At 41.3% G+C, this 19302-nt stretch carries 15 protein-coding genes and 1 riboswitch; of the genes, 14 read left to right on the plus strand and 1 reads right to left on the minus strand.

Annotation, left to right across the window (positions count from 1 at the left end; translation table 11 throughout):
- Window positions 1–101: 101 nt before the first annotated feature.
- The 7 genes from murG (at window position 102) to lpxC (ending at window position 8197) form a co-directional block, all read left to right on the plus strand.
- Entirely contained in the window at window positions 102–1163 is a 1062-nt protein-coding gene (gene murG, locus V5M36_RS00760; protein WP_445206319.1) for an undecaprenyldiphospho-muramoylpentapeptide beta-N-acetylglucosaminyltransferase, read from the plus strand.
- Window positions 1164–1179: 16 nt separating this feature from the next.
- Window positions 1180–2628, plus strand: coding sequence for a UDP-N-acetylmuramate--L-alanine ligase (gene murC, locus V5M36_RS00765; protein WP_338561012.1), 1449 nt, complete (start codon window positions 1180–1182; stop codon window positions 2626–2628).
- Window positions 2629–2716: 88 nt separating this feature from the next.
- A complete protein-coding gene (locus V5M36_RS00770) occupies window positions 2717–3646 on the plus strand; it encodes a D-alanine--D-alanine ligase (RefSeq protein ID WP_338561014.1) in 930 nt (309 codons plus the stop codon).
- 3 nt (window positions 3647–3649) lie between these two features.
- Entirely contained in the window at window positions 3650–4504 is an 855-nt protein-coding gene (locus V5M36_RS00775; RefSeq protein WP_338561016.1) for a cell division protein FtsQ/DivIB, read from the plus strand.
- A gap of 59 nt (window positions 4505–4563) precedes the next feature.
- On the plus strand, window positions 4564–5829 hold the full coding sequence (ftsA, locus tag V5M36_RS00780; RefSeq protein WP_338561018.1) for a cell division protein FtsA: 1266 nt from the start codon (window positions 4564–4566) through the stop codon (window positions 5827–5829).
- A 159-nt stretch (window positions 5830–5988) separates the two neighbouring features.
- Complete coding sequence (ftsZ, locus tag V5M36_RS00785; RefSeq protein ID WP_338561020.1) at window positions 5989–7170, plus strand: cell division protein FtsZ; 1182 nt, start codon at window positions 5989–5991, stop codon at window positions 7168–7170.
- 124 nt (window positions 7171–7294) lie between these two features.
- On the plus strand, window positions 7295–8197 hold the full coding sequence (lpxC, locus tag V5M36_RS00790) for a UDP-3-O-acyl-N-acetylglucosamine deacetylase (protein WP_338563953.1): 903 nt from the start codon (window positions 7295–7297) through the stop codon (window positions 8195–8197).
- A gap of 97 nt (window positions 8198–8294) precedes the next feature.
- On the opposite strand, the gene V5M36_RS00795 is transcribed toward lpxC, so the two are convergent.
- Window positions 8295–8735 carry a DUF721 domain-containing protein gene (locus V5M36_RS00795; protein ID WP_338561022.1) on the minus strand — a complete coding sequence of 147 codons (441 nt, stop codon included), beginning with the start codon at window positions 8733–8735 and terminating at the stop codon, window positions 8295–8297.
- 104 nt (window positions 8736–8839) lie between these two features.
- On the opposite strand from V5M36_RS00795, the gene V5M36_RS00800 reads away from it, so the two are divergent.
- The 7 genes from V5M36_RS00800 (at window position 8840) to glmM (ending at window position 19285) form a co-directional block, all read left to right on the plus strand.
- On the plus strand, window positions 8840–9532 hold the full coding sequence (locus V5M36_RS00800) for a M23 family metallopeptidase (protein WP_338561024.1): 693 nt from the start codon (window positions 8840–8842) through the stop codon (window positions 9530–9532).
- Window positions 9533–9810: 278 nt separating this feature from the next.
- Window positions 9811–12513, plus strand: coding sequence for a pyruvate dehydrogenase (acetyl-transferring), homodimeric type (gene aceE / locus V5M36_RS00805; RefSeq protein WP_338561026.1), 2703 nt, complete (start codon window positions 9811–9813; stop codon window positions 12511–12513).
- 2 nt (window positions 12514–12515) lie between these two features.
- The gene (locus V5M36_RS00810) at window positions 12516–14504 is read left to right on the plus strand and encodes a 2-oxo acid dehydrogenase subunit E2 (protein WP_338561028.1); all 1989 of its coding nucleotides are present in this window, start codon (window positions 12516–12518) and stop codon (window positions 14502–14504) included.
- Between the two features lie 83 nt (window positions 14505–14587).
- A riboswitch (yybP-ykoY riboswitch) is annotated at window positions 14588–14728 on the plus strand.
- Between the two features lie 94 nt (window positions 14729–14822).
- The gene (locus V5M36_RS00815; RefSeq protein ID WP_338561030.1) at window positions 14823–15401 is read left to right on the plus strand and encodes a TMEM165/GDT1 family protein; all 579 of its coding nucleotides are present in this window, start codon (window positions 14823–14825) and stop codon (window positions 15399–15401) included.
- A 303-nt stretch (window positions 15402–15704) separates the two neighbouring features.
- The gene (locus V5M36_RS00820) at window positions 15705–16070 is read left to right on the plus strand and encodes a YkgJ family cysteine cluster protein (RefSeq protein ID WP_338561032.1); all 366 of its coding nucleotides are present in this window, start codon (window positions 15705–15707) and stop codon (window positions 16068–16070) included.
- 275 nt (window positions 16071–16345) lie between these two features.
- Window positions 16346–17812 carry an IMP dehydrogenase gene (guaB, locus tag V5M36_RS00825; protein ID WP_338561034.1) on the plus strand — a complete coding sequence of 489 codons (1467 nt, stop codon included), beginning with the start codon at window positions 16346–16348 and terminating at the stop codon, window positions 17810–17812.
- A gap of 141 nt (window positions 17813–17953) precedes the next feature.
- The gene (gene glmM / locus V5M36_RS00830; RefSeq protein ID WP_338561035.1) at window positions 17954–19285 is read left to right on the plus strand and encodes a phosphoglucosamine mutase; all 1332 of its coding nucleotides are present in this window, start codon (window positions 17954–17956) and stop codon (window positions 19283–19285) included.
- Window positions 19286–19302 lie beyond the last annotated feature (17 nt).

Genomic DNA, 19302 nt, shown 5'->3' on the forward strand with positions numbered 1-19302 from the left:
TTTGTGATTACAATTGCTTTTAGAAAATACCTTAAATATTTATTTTGAATTGAAGAATTAAGATCGTGACCGAAACCTCGCAAAAAACACCTAAACACATCATGATGATGGCAGCCGGAACAGGCGGTCATGTATTCCCAGCACTTGCTGTCGCAAAGCAATTGCAACAGGAAGGTTGTCAGGTTTCATGGTTAGCGACACCAACAGGTATGGAAAATCGTTTATTACAACAACATGATATTCCAATTTACCAAATTGATATCCAAGGTGTTCGTGGCAATGGCATCGTGCGTAAATTGGCAGCGCCGTTTAAAATCCTAAAAGCCACCTTAAGTGCTATGCGTTATATGAAAAAACTCAAAATTGATGCTGTGGCAGGTTTTGGGGGATATGTCGCTGGACCTGGTGGTTTGGCTGCTCGAATTTTGGGTATTCCTGTCATTGTGCATGAGCAAAATGCCGTGGCAGGTTTTACCAACAGTCAGTTGTCGCGTATTTCTAAAGTCGTTTGTGAGGCATTTCCAAAGACTTTTGAAGCATCGCCTAAAGTTGTGACCACAGGAAATCCAGTCCGTTCAGAGATTAGTGCGATTTATAATCCCTCCTATCGTTATAAAGCGCGAATGGATGTGAATGCACCCCTTAATATTCTGATCGTTGGTGGTTCGTTGGGTGCGCAAGCGCTGAATGAAAATGTACCTTTAGCATTAAAACAGCTTGATGTTCCACTCAATGTTTTTCATCAATGTGGTCAAAACAAGCAAGAAGCAACTCAAGCCCATTATGCCAATGTAAAAGAAACGTTAAAGGTTGAAGTTCAACCTTTTATTGAAGATATGGCCAAAGCATATAGTGATGCTGACCTGATTATTTGTCGTGCAGGTGCGCTGACGGTAACTGAAGTTGCGACCGCTGGTGTGGCTGCTGTTTTTGTACCTTTACCGAGTGCTGTAGATGACCACCAGACAGCCAATGCTAAGTTCTTAGCCAATATTGGTGCAGCAAAAATTTGCCCTCAAAGCACGATGAATCCAGATTCGTTAAAAGAAGTATTAGCACCGTTGATGAACCGCCAACTTCTCATGGAAATGGCTGTAAAAGCACGTCAACAAGCCCAACCCGATGCGACAAAACGCGTGGTTGGTTTAATTCAAGATTTGTAAGTTTTTAGAGTAGATTATGTCTCCATCAAGTCCAGCTGATAAAGCAAAAAGCCTGATTAAAATTCCTGAAATGCGCCGTATTAAACATATCCATTTTGTGGGTATAGGTGGTGCAGGCATGTGTGGTATTGCCGAAGTGCTTAAAAACCAAGGCTATAAAATTTCGGGTTCAGATATAAAAGCGTCTAAAACGACAGTACAGCTTGAAGAAAAAGGCATTAAAGTCTATATCGGTCATACTGAAGAAAATATTAAAGGGGCCAATGTGTTGGTCGTATCGACGGCGATTGATACTGAGAACCTTGAAATTAAAGCAGCAATTGAGAGTCGTATTCCTGTGGTACGTCGCGCAGAAATGCTTGGTGAGTTGATGCGTTACCGTCATGGTATTGCGGTTGCGGGTACACATGGTAAAACCACAACCACCAGTCTGATTACGTGTATGTTGGCCGAAGAGAATATGGATCCGACTTACGTCATTGGTGGATTATTGAATCGTACAGGTGTGAATGCTGCTTTGGGTGCGAGCCGTTATATTGTTGCTGAAGCAGATGAGTCGGATGCATCGTTCTTATTTTTAGAGCCAATGGCTGCGATCGTGACCAATATTGATGCCGATCATATGGACACGTACGGTGGTAGTTTCGATGTCTTAAAAGACACCTTTATTCAGTTTTTACAAAAGCTTCCATTCTATGGTTTAGCCGTTGTTTGCGGTGATGATGCCAATATTCGTGAAATCATGCCGCGTATTGGACGACCTGTTATAACTTACGGTTTTGAAGAAGACAACGATATTCGTGCAGTTGATGTCGTTCAAAATGGTATGCAATCTCAATTTACCGTATTACGTAAAGCCAAAGAACCACTGTCATTAACCATCAATATGCCAGGTCTGCATAATATTTTAAATGCATTGGCTGCGATTGGTATTGCAACTGATGAAGGTGTTTCGGATGCAGCCATTGCACGTGCTTTAGAAAGTTTCAGTGGTGTTGGTCGCCGCTTTGAAATTCAAGGTGAGTTTGATCTTGATGAAGGCACCGTGAAATTGGTGGATGACTACGGTCACCATCCTAAAGAAGTGGAAGCGACGATTAAGGCAGCACGTGCCAGCCATCCAGACCGTCGTTTGGTGATGTTGTTCCAACCGCATCGTTATAGTCGTACCCGTGATTGCTTTGATGATTTTGTAGACGTGTTGTCACAAGTCGATCAATTGCTTCTGCTAGAAGTCTATGCTGCAGGCGAAAAACCGATTGTGGGGGCGGACAGTCGTTCATTGGCACGGAGTATTCGCTTGCGCGGTGAAGTCGAGCCAATATTGGTTGATCCAGTCGAAGGTAACTTGCAGAATGTGATACAAAAAGTGTTACAAGCGAATGACTTGTTATTAACTCAAGGTGCAGGTAACGTGGGAGCGATTTCAGTTGAATTGGCTCAAAATCAGCTCTATTTAAAATAATATGTGTTTCAAATAATGTATGTTTAAAAGAATCACGGAATTGTGGTTTCGTTAAATCGACCAATTGTATAAGTTTAAGGATATAAACGTGTCAAATGCTTCTAAATTCGGCAAAGTTGCTGTATTGCTTGGTGGGAAATCTGCAGAGCGTGAGGTTTCATTAGATAGTGGAAAGGCTGTACTTGAAGCATTGGTTCGTTCGGGTGTGAATGCGGAAGGATTTGATCCGCAAGTGCGCAGTGTGACTGAACTTGTCAATTACGATCGTGCATTTATTGTTCTTCATGGTCGTGGTGGTGAAGATGGTCAAATCCAAGGTGCATTAGAGTGGTTAAATGTTCCCTACACAGGAACAGGTGTGCAGGGTTCTGCCATTGGTATGGATAAGGTGAAAACCAAGCAGATCTGGCAAGGTTCAGAATTGCCGACGGCTCCACATCGGATCGTTTCTCAAGACACCAATTTAGATGAAGTAATTAATCATTTAGGTTTGCCTTTAATTATTAAGCCAGTGCATGAAGGCTCAAGCGTTGGGATGAGTAAAGTTGAGAAAGCCGAAGATTTGGCTGCTGCAATTGCTAAAGCGGTGCAGCACGATGCTGTGGTTATGGCTGAGCAGTGGATTACAGGGCGTGAATACACCATTTCATTCTTGAATGGTCAACCTCTCCCTGTCATACGTTTACAACCGCCTGCGGATGTCGCATTTTACGATTATGACGCGAAGTATCTGCGTAATGATGTTGAATATGGTATTCCTTCAGGTTTGTCTGAGTCTGACGAAAAGCAACTTCAAGATTTGTGTTTACGCGCATTTCAAGCGGTGGGTGCAAGTGGTTGGGGACGTATTGATGCCATGCAAGATGAGCAAGGAAACTTCTGGTTGCTTGAAGTGAATACTGTACCAGGAATGACCAGTCATTCTTTGGTGCCTAAAGCTGCTCAAGCGGTTGGATATAGTTTTGATGAGCTTTGTCTCGCGATTCTTGAACAAACGCTTACCAAAGAAACGCATTAATTTATGGCACAACTTCCAGCATCAATGCGCCGAAAACGCGTAGCGATTACTTCTATCCATGAGAAGCCACCAACTCTCCGTGAGAAAATGATCAATGCGGGAGGTTGGCTATTACTTGTTGTCGCATTTATTGTGCTTTTGTTTGGTATTTACGGCTTATACAAAGTCATTACCGATGCAAAAGTTGCGACACTGGAAGTGATTGGTATACATTCGGAAGTAGAAAAGAAACAAATTACTGAGCATTTATCTGCTGTAGTCAAAGACAATTACTTTAGCTCTAACCTGGAAGAAATACGTGATCGCACTTTAGAGGTGTCTTGGGTGGATCGAGTGGTGGTGTCTAGAGCATGGCCAAATGGAATTCGAGTTCGAATCGTACCACGACATGCAATTGCACGTTGGGGTACTGGACGCTTACTCAGTGATGAAGGTGAAATTTATTCGGAAGCTGTTTCTCGAAACTATCCAAATTTACCTTTATTACACGGTCCTTTAGATCAGTCTAAAGTGATGATGCGTCGTTACAATGAGATTAACCAACTGTTTTATCCTGCAAATATGCGTTTGAAAGAGTTGTATTTAACTGATCGTCGTACATGGTTTATGCAGTTCAGTACGGGTTTACGTATTATTGTAGATCAAGATCAGACGATGAGTAAGCTTCAGCGTTTAAGTCATTTAGCACAAACTGACCTTAAAGCAGTATGGCCTAGAATTTCCGCTATCGATTTACGTTATCGAAATGGGTTGGCGATTCAATGGAAAAACTCTACTGCTCCTCAAATATTAAATGGACAGTTTGTTGTAACCATTGATGACATAAGCGTTGCAGACACATTAGCCACAAAGCCATAATATGTGGTTTTATAATTAGGCCTTGTGCCATACATAAACATTGAAGAAAGTGGTAGTCGATGATGAATGAAGCTGTTCCCTCAGTTGTTGCGATAGACATTGGGACACATAAAGTTTCAGTTCTAATAGGAAAAGTGCATGCCCCTGATAATATTCAGGTTATTGGTATGGCTAGCGCACGCAATAAAGGCATGAATAAAGGCAAAATTGTTAGCCTAGAAAAAGTCATCGCTGCGATCAAAAATGCCGTTCAAGAAGCCGAAGATATGGCAGAGTGTCGTGTACATTCTGCTTGGGTCTCTATTCCAAGTACTGAATTACAAAGTTTTTATGCGTCAGGTCGTACCCCAATTGCGAATCCTGAACGCACCATTACGACCACTGAAGTGGTACGCGCATTAGAGCTTGCGAAAGCCAGCCATATGACGCCTGACCATTACTTGGCGAGTGCTGTACCTTTAGGTTTTGAATTAGACGACTCAACGGAATGGGTACATAATCCAATTAACTTATCTGCAAACAGTATGACCGCGCATTATCAATTGATGATGTTGCCAATTAGCACGATGCAAAATCTCGATCGTGCCATGAAAGGTGCGAATATCTTTGTTGAGAAAATGGTGGTGTCATGCTTGGCAACAGCAGAAGGCTCTTTGCTGAAAGATGAAAAAGAGTATGGCGTATGCTTACTTGATATCGGTGCTGGAACGACCAATATCGCGGTCTATATTGAAGGTCATCTGGTACTCGCGCACACCATTCAACGGGGTGGTGAAAATGTAACGCGTGATATTGCGGCTGTACTTCAAACCACTACCGATGAAGCTGAACGTCTAAAACTCTTATATGGTTGTGTAGATCTGAATCAGGTCAAACCCGATCATATGATTGAGTTCGAAGCGATCGATGGGCCGCAATCGATTAGCCGCATAGAGTTGGCAGAAATTATTATTGCACGTTATGAAGAAATTCTTGGTATGGTGCGTGATGAGTTAGAAAAACGTGGTGCTTTACAAAGCTTATATCACGGTGTCGTTTTAAGTGGTGATGTTTGTCAAATTGAGGGCATGATCACTTTATCTAGACGTATGTTGGGTGTTTCAGCTCATTTAGGAAATCCACCTTTACAGGTTTATGCCGATGATCAGCATTTACCTGCATTAAGACGCTCAATGTATTCAACGGCAACAGGATTACTGTTATTTAGCCAAAGTGAATTACAAGAGTCAGTGGAAGAACCTGAGGAAATGTCTAAACGTCCAATCTTGCAACGTGTAGTGAGCGGTTGGAATGCCCTCAATAACAAATTAAAAGGCATTTTTTAGGTTTAGTTTTTTGGGAGTCTTGTTAGCGACTTGTAAGTGTATCGTCATGTGCTTGACAAGATTCGCAATGCAAAGCATCCTTAAAACAGTTTTTATTATTGAAGATCAAGGCAGTATACGGGCTTAACTGACTGCCATTTATTAGGAAATTTTAAGGTCATGGCTTCATTTGAATTTTTAGAAGATGAACAAACCGATAACAACGGTCAAGCCCGTTTTACTGTGTTTGGTGTTGGCGGCGGCGGCGGTAATGCTGTCCAACATATGGTGCAATCCGATATTAAAGGGGTGAAATTTGTTTGTGCAAATACAGACAAACAAGCGCTTGATCGTATGAATGCACCGTTCAAAATACAATTAGGCCAACAAAGCACGCGTGGTTTAGGCGCAGGTGCGAATCCTGATGTAGGTCAAATTGCTGCAGAAGAAAGCCGTGAATTGATCCGTCAACACCTTGAAGGTGCGGATATGGTCTTCGTAACTGCTGGTATGGGTGGTGGTACAGGTACAGGTGCTGCACCAGTTGTTGCGGAAATTGCTCAGGAAATGGGGATTTTGACTGTAGGTGTGGTGACTACGCCGTTCAATTTTGAAGGTCGTCGTCGTCAACGTTCAGCTGAAAAAGGGATTGAAGCTTTAGAGGCGCACGTTGATTCTTTAATTATCATTCCAAACCAACGCTTATTAAGCGTTTATGGTGATATTTCAATGCAAGATGCGTATCGCAAAGCTGATGATGTATTGCTTAGCGCTGTTCGAAGTATTTTTGATCTTGTTGTTCGTCCTGGTCATATTAACCTTGATTTCGCCGATTTAAAAACCGCAATGAGTACTCGTGGTTATGCAATGATGGGCGAAGGTAAGAGCAGTGGTCCTGATCGTGCAGAAGAAGCAGCTCGCTTGGCTATTCGCAGCCCGCTCCTTGATAATGTGAATATTATGAATGCCAAAGGTGTGTTGATTAACATTACCGGTGGTGCAGATATTACTTTACGTGAAACAGAAATTATTACTGATGTTGTGAATCAAATTGTTGATTTAGACGAAGGTGAAGTGTTCTTTGGTACTGTATTCGATCAAGATGCACGTGATGAAATTCGTGTAACTGTGATTGCAACAGGCTTGACTCGAAATGCCAATGATGCGGAAGTTAAACGACGCGCACCAGTCAGTGTTTCAAATTCATCATATCAGCAAGCTGCAAGTGCTGTAGATGAAGATGATGTGCCTGCAATCAGTAAACGCCAAAATAGCGAAACACCGAGTGTAGACTCAACAACTGCGCCACGTTCAGCGCCGATGAGCATTCAGGATTATCTTAAAAATCAACAGCGTAAATAATATGTAACATCATATGTTTACGTGATTTGAATATAAAAGGTGGCTTTCGGGCCACCTTTTTGATTTTTATCAATAGTTAAATGTGCTAACGTATAGCAGATTTTGGATGATTGACCGAACGAATATGTTGAAACAACGCACCCTAAAGCGAGTCGTGAGAGCGAGTGGTATCGGACTGCACAGTGGACAAAAAGTACTGATTAATTTTGTACCGCATGTTGCAAATGGGGGTATTGTATTCCGTCGTATCGATCTTCAGCCACCCGTTGATATTCCTGCAGATGCGATGTTGATTCAAGAAGCATTTATGTGTTCAAACTTGGTCCAAGAAAATGCAAAAGTCGGGACCATTGAACATGTTATGAGCGCCATCGCGGGTTTAGGAATCGATAATCTTATTGTTGAGGTGTCTGCTTCAGAAGTTCCAATCATGGATGGCAGCGCAGGACCATTTATTTATTTACTGATGCAAGGCGACTTGGTCGAGCAAGATGCACCCAAGAAATTTATCCGAATATTACAACCTGTATCCGCTTTAATAGACGACAAACGTGCCATTTTCACACCTCATGAAGGATTTCAGCTGAATTTTACAATCGATTTTGACCATCCCGCATTTGCCAAAGAGTACCAATCTGCAACCATTGATTTCTCGACTGAAACATTTGTCTATGAAGTGAGCGAAGCACGAACTTTCGGCTTTATGAAAGATTTAGATTATTTAAAATCAAATAATTTAGCACTTGGCGCAAGTTTAGATAATGCGATTGGTGTTGATGATACAGGCGTCGTAAATGAAGAAGGTTTGCGATTTGCAGATGAGTTTGTACGTCACAAAATTTTAGATGCAGTCGGTGATTTATACTTACTTGGTCATCAAATCATAGCAAAATTCGATGGTTACAAGTCAGGACATGCTTTAAACAATCAATTGTTACGCAATGTTAAAAGTGATCCAAAAAATTATGAAATTGTAACATTTGATGACAAGCTTTCTTGTCCTATACAATATGTAAGTGTGATATAAGTCATTGTCTTTAGGTGGCAATGTTATATTATATCGTTTTATTTAGATAAATAGATCACACTTAATTGCTAATATGAATATATTCCAAATAACGTGATTACTTTTTTATGCTTGCCAAACGTATCAAAGCTTGGCTAAGCTTGGGGTCGCTCACAAAGCTAGCAGCGCTTTGTAACATTTCTTGAGTTGCTGGTGTAATTTGTTTAGGGATTGTTGAGTTTTTAGGTTCGGTATTTGTTTTTGCACGTAAGCGAACTTGGATTTTCTGTAAATCGTTTAATTCATGAATTTGTGATAATTGAGAAATATACTGTTTTTGAAGGTAGCCGAGTTGACTGATCAGGGCTTGATTTTCACCGGTAATAGTCAAAACACCGTATTGATAACAGACAACCTGCCATTGTTCATTTTGTGGCAATAAAGGTTGAATTAATTTAGTAAGTTTTTGCCATTCGGCAACTTGCTTTGTAAGAAACGATAAGTTTCCTGTTTTTAAGTGCTGTCTTGTTTGTTGAAAAACTTTTTTGGGTTCTGACATACATTGTTCCTACATGGTGATGTTCTAATCTTAAAAGGTTTTTAGTGAATATCAAGGATGAGATCACGCAGAAGACTTGGTAAGAACAGTTTAATGAGGTTTTTATGCATTCGCGACGTATATTATTAGCATTTTCTTTAGCTGCTTCGGCTGCTTCTGTTGCTTTCGCAGATTTAGTTCAATTAGATGCCACCAATGGATCATCACCTGACCGTTTAGAACAATTAACGAAAACATTGTCTCAAGGTGCATATAGCCACCCTGATGATATGGATATCCCTGCGAATACTCAGATGGATGTTAAAATTCGTAAAGCGGATCCAATCGAATTAAATAATGCGAGTCTTGCTGGAAAAAATGGCTCTAAGTCAAATTCACGTTATTCAGCTAACTCAACATATTCTTGGTTAGTCACTCACCCACTTCCAGATTTGAAACGTGTAAGTTCAAATTATGGCGGTCGTACCATGGGTGGTCGTGCTGAAAATCATTCTGGGTTGGATATGTCTGCACCGACGGGCACGCCAATTTACGCAACAGGTCCTGGTGTGGTTACAAAGTCAGGCTGGGGCACTGGTTATGGTCAGTACGTAGAAATTAATCACGGCAATGGCTATATTACGCGTTATGCACATGCATCACGTTTAATTGCACGTGTAGGCGATAAAGTGGGCGCTGGTGAACATATTGCCAATGTAGGATGCACTGGGCGCTGTACTGGTCCGCACTTACATTATGAAGTAGTTAAAGATGGTCAACGTAAGAATCCATCAACTTACTTAGCAATGTTGCCTTAAGCTCAACTTAAGACCTGATTTGTCTTGAGTTTAAGTGATTACGTTTTTCAATCATTTAAATCTTAATGAACATAAATCATATCACGCGATAAAATTTAGTTTGTTTAAAAAAACCGCCATTATTGGCGGTTTTTTGTTGTGTCGTGTAATTTATAGTCAACTACTATTTCATTATGAAATACTAGTTCAGGCTGTATTCAGCTGTAACCATAACTGAACGAGTGTATTTCATGATACATATATCATATATAGATTAGGTTATTTGGAGTGGTGAAGAGATGGCGTATTACGGCGATACCGACGCACAAGAAACGCAAGAATGGCAGGATGCTTTTGACTCTGTTCTAAAACATATGGGAACGGATCGCGCTGCATTTCTGTTGGAAAAGTTGTATCAACAAGCTATTTCTAAACACGTACCACTTCAACGTATGAATACGCCTTATTTAAATACGATTCCAGTAGAAGAGTCACCGGCTATGCCAGGTGATCAAGATATGGAACGTCGCATTCGTGCCTTGATTCGTTGGAATGCCCTTGCGATGGTACTACGTGCCAATAAAACGGGTGATGATCTAGGTGGTCACTTGGCAAGTTTTGCATCTTCTGCAACGCTTTATGATGTCGGATTTAACCACTTCTTCCGCGCAAATAGCGATAATTTTGGCGGAGACATGATCTATTATCAAGGACATTGTGCACCTGGTATCTATGCACGTTCATTCCTTGAAGGTCGTTTGACTGAAGAACATTTAGATAATTTCCGTCGTGAAGTTGCAGGAAAGGGCTTACCGTCATATCCACATCCTTACTTAATGCCTGATTATTGGCAGTTCCCAACAGTATCGATGGGCCTTGGTCCAATCATGTCTATTTATCAAGCGCATATTCAAAAGTATTTGATGAACCGTGGTTTGATCAAAGAAGAAGACCGCAAGGTCTGGGCTTATCTTGGCGATGGTGAAATGGATGAGCCAGAAAGCTTAGGTGCAATTTCACTTGCAGGTCGTGAAAAACTTGATAACTTAATTTGGGTGGTGAACTGTAACTTACAGCGTCTCGATGGACCTGTGCGTGGTAACGGTAAAATTATTCAAGAACTTGAGTCAGTATTCCGTGGTGCAGGCTGGCGTGTGATTAAAGTGGTATGGGGTCGTCATTGGGACTCACTACTCGATAAAGATAAATCGGGCGCTTTAAAAGCAGTCATGGACGAAGCTGTAGATGGTGACTTCCAGCGTTACCAAGTGAAGGGCGGTGCATATGCACGTGAAAAGTTCTTTGGTAAATATCCAGAAGCAAAAGAATTGGTTAAAGATTTAAGCGATGAAGATATCGATAATCTAAATCGTGGTGGTCATGACCCGTACAAAGTTTTTGCTGCCTATGCAGCCGCATGTACTGCGAATGGTCAGCCTACCGTAATTCTGGCTAAAACAATTAAAGGTTATGGTTTATCTGAAGAAATTGAAGCAGTCAATAAGACGCATCAAATCAAGAAGATGCAAATAAATTCTTTGAAATATGTACGTGATCGTTTTAACCTACCGTTCTCTGATGAACAGCTTGAAGAAGTGCCATTCTATCGTCCAAGCGAAAACTCGCCTGAAATTAAGTATATGAAGGCGCGTCGTGAAGCATTAGGCGGCTATTTACCTGCACGTCGTAAAGAAAGTGAAACTTTAGCGATTCCTGAACTTTCTGTTTTTGACTCGGTATTGGCGGGTTCAAATGGCAAAGAGCAATCGACAACTATGGTGATGGTTCGTTTGATTTCATCATTGCTTAAAGAAAAAGCGATTAAAGACCGTGTAGTACCGATTGTTCCAGATGAAGCACGTACTTTTGGTTTAGAAGGGATGTTCCGTCAATTGGGTATTTATGCCGCGCATGGTCAAAAATATACCCCTGAAGACCAAGAACAACTCATGCATTACCGTGAAGCAAAAGACGGTCATATGCTGCAAGAAGGTATTAATGAAGCTGGTGCGATGAGTGCATGGGCAGCGTTGGCAACCAGTTATTCAACCAATAATCTGCCTATGATTCCAATGTACATGTACTACTCTATGTTTGGTTTCCAACGTATTGGTGACATTGCATGGGCAGCAGGCGATGCACAAGCACAAGGTTTCTTATTGGGTGCTACAGCGGGTCGTACTACGCTTAATGGCGAAGGTTTACAGCATCAAGATGGTCATTCGCATATTCTGGCTAATACCATTCCGAACTGTGTGTCGTATGACCCTTGTTTCGGTTATGAACTTGCGGTTATCGTACATGACGGTTTACAACGCATGTATGTAAATCAAGAGCGTGTGTTCTACTACTTAACAGTGATGAATGAAAACTACGAGCATCCTGAAATGCCAAAAGGCGTTGAGGAAGGCATTAAACGTGGTATGTATTTATTGCAAGAAGATGAGAAAGCAACTGTTCAGCTGATGGGTTCAGGTGTGATTCTGCGTGAAGTGATTAAAGCTGCACAAATTCTACGTGATGAATATCAAATCCATTCCAATGTTTACAGCGTAACCAGCTTTAATGAGCTTGCACGTGATGGTATGGCGTGTGAAGAATATAATCGCTTACATCCAATGGCTGAAGTTGAGAAAGAGTCTTGGGTCTCTAAACAACTTCGCGCAACTCAAGGTATTGTTGTTTCTGCGACGGATCATATGCGTGCGTATAGCGAACAAATTCGTGCTTATCTTCCAGATAATCGCCCATTTGTGGCATTGGGTACAGATGGTTTCGGTCGTTCGGATACACGAGGTAACTTACGTAGCTACTTCGGTGTGGATGCAGCGCACATTGTGGTTGCAACATTGAAAAAATTAGCTGATGAAGGTGAAGTAGATGCGCGTCTCGTGAAAGATGCCATCTCAACGTTTGAGTTAGATACAGATCGTCCAGTGGCTTGGGCGCCGCAAGCGACACCATCGGTGTTACCTGTTGCTGACTACAAAGAGGAGAAATAATAATGCAGATTACGACTCCAGATATTGGTGTAGATTCAGCAGTTGTCGCTGAGATCTTAGTCAAAGTAGGCGATAGCATTGCCGTTGATGACAGTATTGTATTGCTTGAGTCTGATAAAGCCTCTGTTGAAGTGCCTAGCACTTCAGCGGGTGTGGTGAAAAGCATTGCGGTCAGCTTGGGTGATAATGTTGCTGAAGGTGCTGTACTGATTGAGCTTGAAGCTGAAGATGCAGTGGATGCTGAATCATCTACTCAGACAGAAGTACAAGACGAGAAAAACGACAAAGACGAGACAAAAACTGAAGCACCTGTAGAAGAAAAGCCTGCTGAAGAGAAAGCGGCTAAAACAAGTGCAGTGGTTGATGTACAAGTTCCTGATATTGGTGTTGAAAAAGCCATTGTAGGTGAGATCTTGGTCTCTGTAGGGGATGAGATTGAAGTTGATCAAAGTATTGCGGTGGTCGAGTCAGATAAAGCGACTGTAGAAGTACCGAGTACTGTTGCAGGTGTGGTTGAATCTGTTGAAATTAAAGTTGGTGATAATGTCAAAGAAGGTGTGGTGATTCTCACTGTGAAAACCACAACTACTGATTCAGCTGTTTCTGCGGAAAAACCAAAATCAGAATCAGCATCGCCAGCACAAGAAAGCCAGGAAACACCAGCGCCAAAAGCAGCATCTGTTCCTCAAGGTGATGTTGAAGTTAAAGTACCTGATTTGGGTGTAGATAAAGCAGCTGTAGCGGAAATTTTAGTTGCAGTGGGTGATACAGTCGAAAAAGACCAAAGCATCATTGTGGTTGAGTCAGATAAAGCGACTGTTGAAGTACCAAGTTCAATTGCTGGTGTGGTGAAAGCCATCCATGTAACTTTAGGACAGAATGTTTCTGAGGGTATTGCTTTACTGACGATCGAAGCTGAAGGTCAAGTTGCATCTGAACCTGTTGAGGCGAAAACACCGAAAGCAGCACCTGCTCAAACCGCGAAGCAAGTTGAAGCTCCAAAAGCACAAGCAGCACAAATAACGCAAACGAATGGCGTTGATAAGCTGAGCAAAGAGCAGAATGCAGAAAATGCCAAAGTGTATGCAGGACCTGCAGTACGTAAATTGGCACGTGAGTTGGGTGTGGTTCTTTCTGAAGTGAAAGCATCAGGTCCGCATCAACGTTTGATGAAAGAAGATTTGGTTGCTTATGTGAAAATGCGTTTAACAACGCCACAAACAACGCCACAAACAGCGCCAGTTGCACAAGCTGCAGCGGCAGCTGGATTGCCAAAACTTCCTGACTTCTCTGCATTTGGTGGTGTTGAAGAAAAACCAATGACTCGTTTGCAGCAGGTCTCTGTACCGCAACTGACATTGAATAACTTCATTCCACAAGTGACGCAATTTGATGCAGCAGATATTACCGAGCTCGAGGCTTGGCGTAATGATCTTAAAGGCAACTTTAAGAAAGACGGTATTAGTCTGACCATCATGGCCTTCATTATTAAAGCGGTTGCTCATTTGCTTAAAGAAGAGCGTGATTTTGCGGGACATTTGTCTGATGATGCGAAATCCATTCTGCTTCGTAATGAAATTCATATGGGTATTGCTGTTGCAACGCCAGATGGTTTAACCGTTCCAGTTCTTCGTCACCCAGATCAAAAATCGATTAAGGAAATTGCGGTTGAGCTTGGTGTGTTAGGCCAGAAAGCACGTGATAAAAAGCTTTCTCCAAAAGACTTGCAGGGCGCGAACTTTACCATTTCAAGCTTAGGCGCGATTGGTGGCACAGCATTTACACCGTTGGTAAACTGGCCTCAAGTGGCGATTTTGGGTATTTCGCCTGCAACGATGCAACCTGTGTGGAATGGTCAAACCTTTGATCCGAAATTAATGCTGCCATTATCATTATCCTATGATCATCGTGTCATTAATGGTGCAGATGCCGCACGCTTTACCAATAAGCTGACGAAATTACTTAAAGATATCCGTACCTTATTGATATAAGTCATCTGAATAGAATTTTAAAACCCTGCTTCGGCAGGGTTTTTTATTGCACTTTATAAATTGAAAAAAAATGGTTATACTTGTTTCACTTCATTGGGGAGTAGCCGCCTTTTACGCAATGTGAAAGGGTGATGGTCAACATAATTGTTCAACAGAACATGGTCATCATAGCAAAGAACCAAGATCGCTTTTTAAGCTTTCTTTTGTTGGCAAGACCTTTGATTTACCACTCTGTGATCAATATGTTGTGAATATATTGATTTTGGCTAGCAGGAGCGGTGAGTCATAGGCATATTTGCTAGCCAGAGAATATAAAAAATGCTCAGTGCTTTTCTAATTTCAATCCTTGTTGTTGCTTTATCCGAAATGGGTGATAAAACCCAGTTGCTTGCACTTTTACTTGCTGCACGTTTCCGCAAACCTGTTCCTATTCTTTTTGCTATCTTTTTGGCCACGCTCGTTAACCATGGTGTTTCAGCTGTTTTGGGTCAATGGATTACCACTGTTCTGAGTCCAACAATATTAATATGGATTGTATCGTTGGGTTTTATCGGTATGTCGATTTGGATGCTAATTCCCGATGAATTGGGTGATGAGTCTGAAAGTATCAATAAATGGCAAAAATATGGGGTCTTCGGTGCGACTTTTGTGTTGTTCTTTTTGGCGGAAATTGGCGATAAAACCCAAATCGCAACAGTGGCTTTAGCTGCGCGTTTCGACAGCATCGCTTGGGTAACGATAGGAACAACGCTGGGTATTATGCTGGTGAATGCACCTGCTGTTTTTATTGGTAATAAATTGGCTGAAAAATTACCGATATCATTAATTCATAAAATTGGTGCGTTCATCTTCTTAGTGATTGGTGTTGCTGCTTTGGTTCAACATTACTTTTTTTAATATCTAGATTCTTAGACGAAATGCTATAGAAAATACGTCAGTGATAATCTAAGTTATAAAATAAGTTATCAACTGGTTTATAAAGCAAGTCATGAAGTAAGTCATGAAGTAAGTTATGGCGCGAGAAGCTGAGTGATTTCACTTAGTTTCTAGCGCTATATAATGACTAGAGCTTGTGTAAAAGTGCGTGTATCAAAGCGTTATATAAAAATTGCAATAAAATTTATAAAACAACAGACAATAAAAATTCACTTCTTTAATATTTAAAAAAATAAAGAATTGAAGCTGAGTGAGAAATCTAAAATGTTAGTTAAAAAAAGTGCGCAGGACGAGTGTCAAAGCTGTGGAGCATGTTGTGCTTTTTATCGTGTGTCTTTTTATTGGAGTGAAGGCGAAGTCATGCCCGCTGATGCGGTTGAACCTCTGACAGCAGCTTATTCTTGTATGAAAGGCACCAATCAAAAAAATCCACGCTGTGTGATGTTAACAGGTGAGATTGGTCAACAGGTCAGCTGTAGCATGTACGAATTAAGAAGTTCATCTTGTAAAGAAGTTCAGGCTGGTGACAGCCAGTGTTTAAAGGCAAGAACAGCGCATCATTTGATTCCTCTAATTGACATAGAGACACAGGATCCGATAAACGATGAAGATTACGATCAGGTTTGTTAAATTTTTCTGAAACCTCACTTTTTATTGTTCTATTATTGAATTATTCATTCAATATTAGATTTTAATCTTTAATTGAAATTTGATTGATATCAATGTGGATTTAAAGATTGACCTAATGGCTCTTTTGAAGCGCAGTATTATTTATAAATTTATCATTTTGATATCACTGATTAAATTGAGGAATATGAAAAATTTAAACAATTCCTGAGAATAAAAATGAAATTTAAATAGAAATTTGTATATAATGGCTCACGGAAATTACCAGTGAGACTGTTATGTTGACCATCGTTCAAGACGCGTTAACTTTCGATGATGTTCTATTACTCCCTGCCTACTCAACTGTCCTCCCAAAAGATGTCTCTCTAAAGACACGCCTGACTCGTGGCATTCAATTAAATATCCCTCTCGTTTCTGCTGCAATGGATACTGTGACTGAGTCACGTATGGCAATTGCGATGGCACAAAATGGTGGTATTGGTATCCTGCATAAAAATATGGATATTCTTGCGCAAGCTGCTGAAGTTCGCCGCGTGAAAAAATTTGAAGCAGGTATGGTCAAAGATCCTATTACGGTTACCCCTGAAACGACAGTTCGTGAGTTGATTGCAATCACTCAAGCGAACAATATCAGTGGCGTGCCTGTAGTGAAGGACGGTAAAGTTGTGGGTATCGTAACGGGACGTGATACACGTTTTGAGACGAACCTTGAACAGCCTGTAAGTAATATCATGACCGGTCAAGATCGTTTAGTGACTGTGCGTGAACATGAATCTAAAGAACATATTCAAGCTTTATTGCAACAACATCGTATTGAAAAAGTACTGGTTGTAAATGACAACAATGAGCTTAAAGGTTTAATTACAGTCACCGATTTCCGTAAAGCTGAGCTTTATCCTAATAGTTGTAAAGATGACTTAGGTCGTTTACGTGTAGGTGCTGCTGTAGGTACTGGACTTGAAACACCAAGCCGTGTAGAAGCTTTGGTTGAAGCAGGTGTGGATGCGATTGTTGTCGACACTGCACATGGTCATTCTGCTGGTGTGATCGAGCGTGTACGCTGGGTTAAAGCCAACTATCCTCAAGTTCAAGTGATTGGCGGTAACATCGCAACAGGTGATGCTGCACTTGCACTTTTAGATGCTGGCGCAGATGCAGTGAAAGTAGGGATTGGTCCTGGTTCAATCTGTACGACGCGTATTGTGGCGGGTATTGGTATGCCACAAATGTCTGCGATTGACAGCGTTGCTAATGCACTGAAAGAACAGATTCCATTGATCGCGGATGGTGGTATTCGTTTCTCTGGCGATATGGCGAAAGCGATTGGTGCTGGTGCAAGTACAATCATGGTGGGTTCGCTCATGGCAGGTACTGAAGAAGCACCTGGCGAAGTTGAATTTTTCCAAGGTCGTTATTACAAAGCATACCGTGGTATGGGTTCATTGGGTGCAATGGCGGGTTCTACAGGTTCTGCAGACCGTTATTTCCAAGACTCAAAAGCGGGCGCTGAGAAATTAGTGCCAGAGGGCATCGAAGGTCGCGTACCTTATAAAGGTCCAATGGGCAATATCGTGCATCAAATGATGGGTGGTTTACGCTCATCAATGGGTTATACCGGCTCTGCAACGATTAACGATCTTCGTGAAAATGCGAAATTTGTTAAAATCACTGCAGCTGGTATGTCTGAGTCGCATGTTCATGATGTGACGATCACGAAAGAAGCGCCGAATTATCGCGTAGGTTAATATTCATTAATCTATTGGCTGAATTTTTGCAGTATTTGTTGTATAAAAAGCCGTCAGTTTATGACGGCTTTTTTTATTTAGTGTAAAGTGGTTTTATGAAAATCGAAGTGTGAAAAAACACGGATAATAAGCGGGAAAAAGATGAGTTATTTTGGTACAGATGGTATACGAGGAAAATTCGGAGAACTTCCGATTACCCCTGAATTTGCTTTAAAACTTGGTTTTGCCGCGGGGAAAGTTTTAAAACAAACGACCAAAAAGAATAAACCGATTGTGGTATTGGGGAAAGATACCCGTTTATCAGGATATATTTTAGAAGCAGCATTACAAGCAGGCTTAAATGCTGCGGGTGTATATGTTCACTTATTAGGGCCATTACCAACGCCTGCCATTGCTCATTTAACACGTGCTTTGCATGCGAGTTTAGGTATTGTCATTTCTGCATCGCATAATCCATTTTTTGATAATGGAATTAAGTTCTTTTCGGGTGAAGGCAAAAAAATCGCAGATTCCTTTCAAGATGCGATCAATTTAGAATTAGAAAAAGATATTTTGATTGAAGACAATGCTAATTTGGGAAAAAGCGTCCGTGTAAAAGATGCCAATGGTCGTTACATTGAATTTTGTAAATCATCTTTTCCTTATCACTATGATTTAAATGATTTAAAAATTGTTGTGGATTGTGCAAATGGCGCTGCTTATAGCGTAGGTCCATCTGTATTTCGTGAATTAGGTGCTAAAGTTATTGCCATTCACAATGAACCAGACGGTTTGAATATCAATGAAAACTGTGGTTCAACACATCCAGAAAAGCTGCAAGCTGCCGTTGTTGAACATCAAGCCGATATAGGTGTGGCGTTTGACGGTGATGCAGATCGTGTGGTCATGGTCGATAAATATGGCAAGCTGATCGATGGTGATCATATTTTATACATATTAGCGACTCAAGCGAATCAAAAACCTGCGGGTATTGTGGGTACAGTGATGAGTAATATGGCTTTAGAATTGGCTTTAGAAAAAGCCAATGTGCCATTTACTCGGGCTAAGGTCGGTGATCGCTATGTATTCCAAGCTTTAGCTGATCATGACTGGGTTATAGGTGGCGAACCATCAGGTCATATTTTGACACTGGATAAAAGCACGACTGGTGATGCGATCATTGCAGCCTTACAAGTGTTGACCGTGATGGTAGAGCAGCAAAAAGCCTTACATGAGTTGGTTGATGGTTTTGATTTATTGCCCAACGTGTTGGTCAATGTCCGCTTAGAACAAATGTTTGATCCCTACGCTGTACCTGCTTTGGTTACAGAATTTGATAAAGCTGAGGCACAACTCAAAGGTCGAGGTCGATTATTGATTCGTAAATCGGGTACTGAGCCTGTGATTCGTGTCATGGTTGAAGGTGAAGATTTAGCAGAAGTAACAGCATTGGCAAATCAACTGGCAGATGCGGTACGTGCAAACGCAGCTTAAAATCATTTGAGAGTAAA

Source organism: Acinetobacter sp. KS-LM10, assembly GCF_036896575.1.
GTDB lineage: Bacteria > Pseudomonadota > Gammaproteobacteria > Pseudomonadales > Moraxellaceae > Acinetobacter > Acinetobacter avistercoris.

What these genes read in the sequence shown, in the direction of transcription:
- V5M36_RS00800 (WP_338561024.1), top strand. Translation starts at nt 8,840, where the DNA reads ATGCATTCGCGACGTATATTATTAGCATTTTCTTTAGCTGCTTCGGCT.
- aceE (WP_338561026.1), top strand. Translation starts at nt 9,811, where the DNA reads ATGGCGTATTACGGCGATACCGACGCACAAGAAACGCAAGAATGGCAG.
- ftsZ (WP_338561020.1), top strand. Translation starts at nt 5,989, where the DNA reads ATGGCTTCATTTGAATTTTTAGAAGATGAACAAACCGATAACAACGGT.
- guaB (WP_338561034.1), top strand. Translation starts at nt 16,346, where the DNA reads ATGTTGACCATCGTTCAAGACGCGTTAACTTTCGATGATGTTCTATTA.
- V5M36_RS00775 (WP_338561016.1), top strand. Translation starts at nt 3,650, where the DNA reads ATGGCACAACTTCCAGCATCAATGCGCCGAAAACGCGTAGCGATTACT.
- murC (WP_338561012.1), top strand. Translation starts at nt 1,180, where the DNA reads ATGTCTCCATCAAGTCCAGCTGATAAAGCAAAAAGCCTGATTAAAATT.
- V5M36_RS00815 (WP_338561030.1), top strand. Translation starts at nt 14,823, where the DNA reads ATGCTCAGTGCTTTTCTAATTTCAATCCTTGTTGTTGCTTTATCCGAA.
- V5M36_RS00820 (WP_338561032.1), top strand. Translation starts at nt 15,705, where the DNA reads ATGTTAGTTAAAAAAAGTGCGCAGGACGAGTGTCAAAGCTGTGGAGCA.
- ftsA (WP_338561018.1), top strand. Translation starts at nt 4,564, where the DNA reads ATGATGAATGAAGCTGTTCCCTCAGTTGTTGCGATAGACATTGGGACA.
- lpxC (WP_338563953.1), top strand. Translation starts at nt 7,295, where the DNA reads ATGTTGAAACAACGCACCCTAAAGCGAGTCGTGAGAGCGAGTGGTATC.
- V5M36_RS00810 (WP_338561028.1), top strand. Translation starts at nt 12,516, where the DNA reads ATGCAGATTACGACTCCAGATATTGGTGTAGATTCAGCAGTTGTCGCT.
- V5M36_RS00795 (WP_338561022.1), bottom strand. Translation starts at nt 8,735, where the DNA reads ATGTCAGAACCCAAAAAAGTTTTTCAACAAACAAGACAGCACTTAAAA.
- glmM (WP_338561035.1), top strand. Translation starts at nt 17,954, where the DNA reads ATGAGTTATTTTGGTACAGATGGTATACGAGGAAAATTCGGAGAACTT.
- murG (WP_445206319.1), top strand. Translation starts at nt 102, where the DNA reads ATGATGATGGCAGCCGGAACAGGCGGTCATGTATTCCCAGCACTTGCT.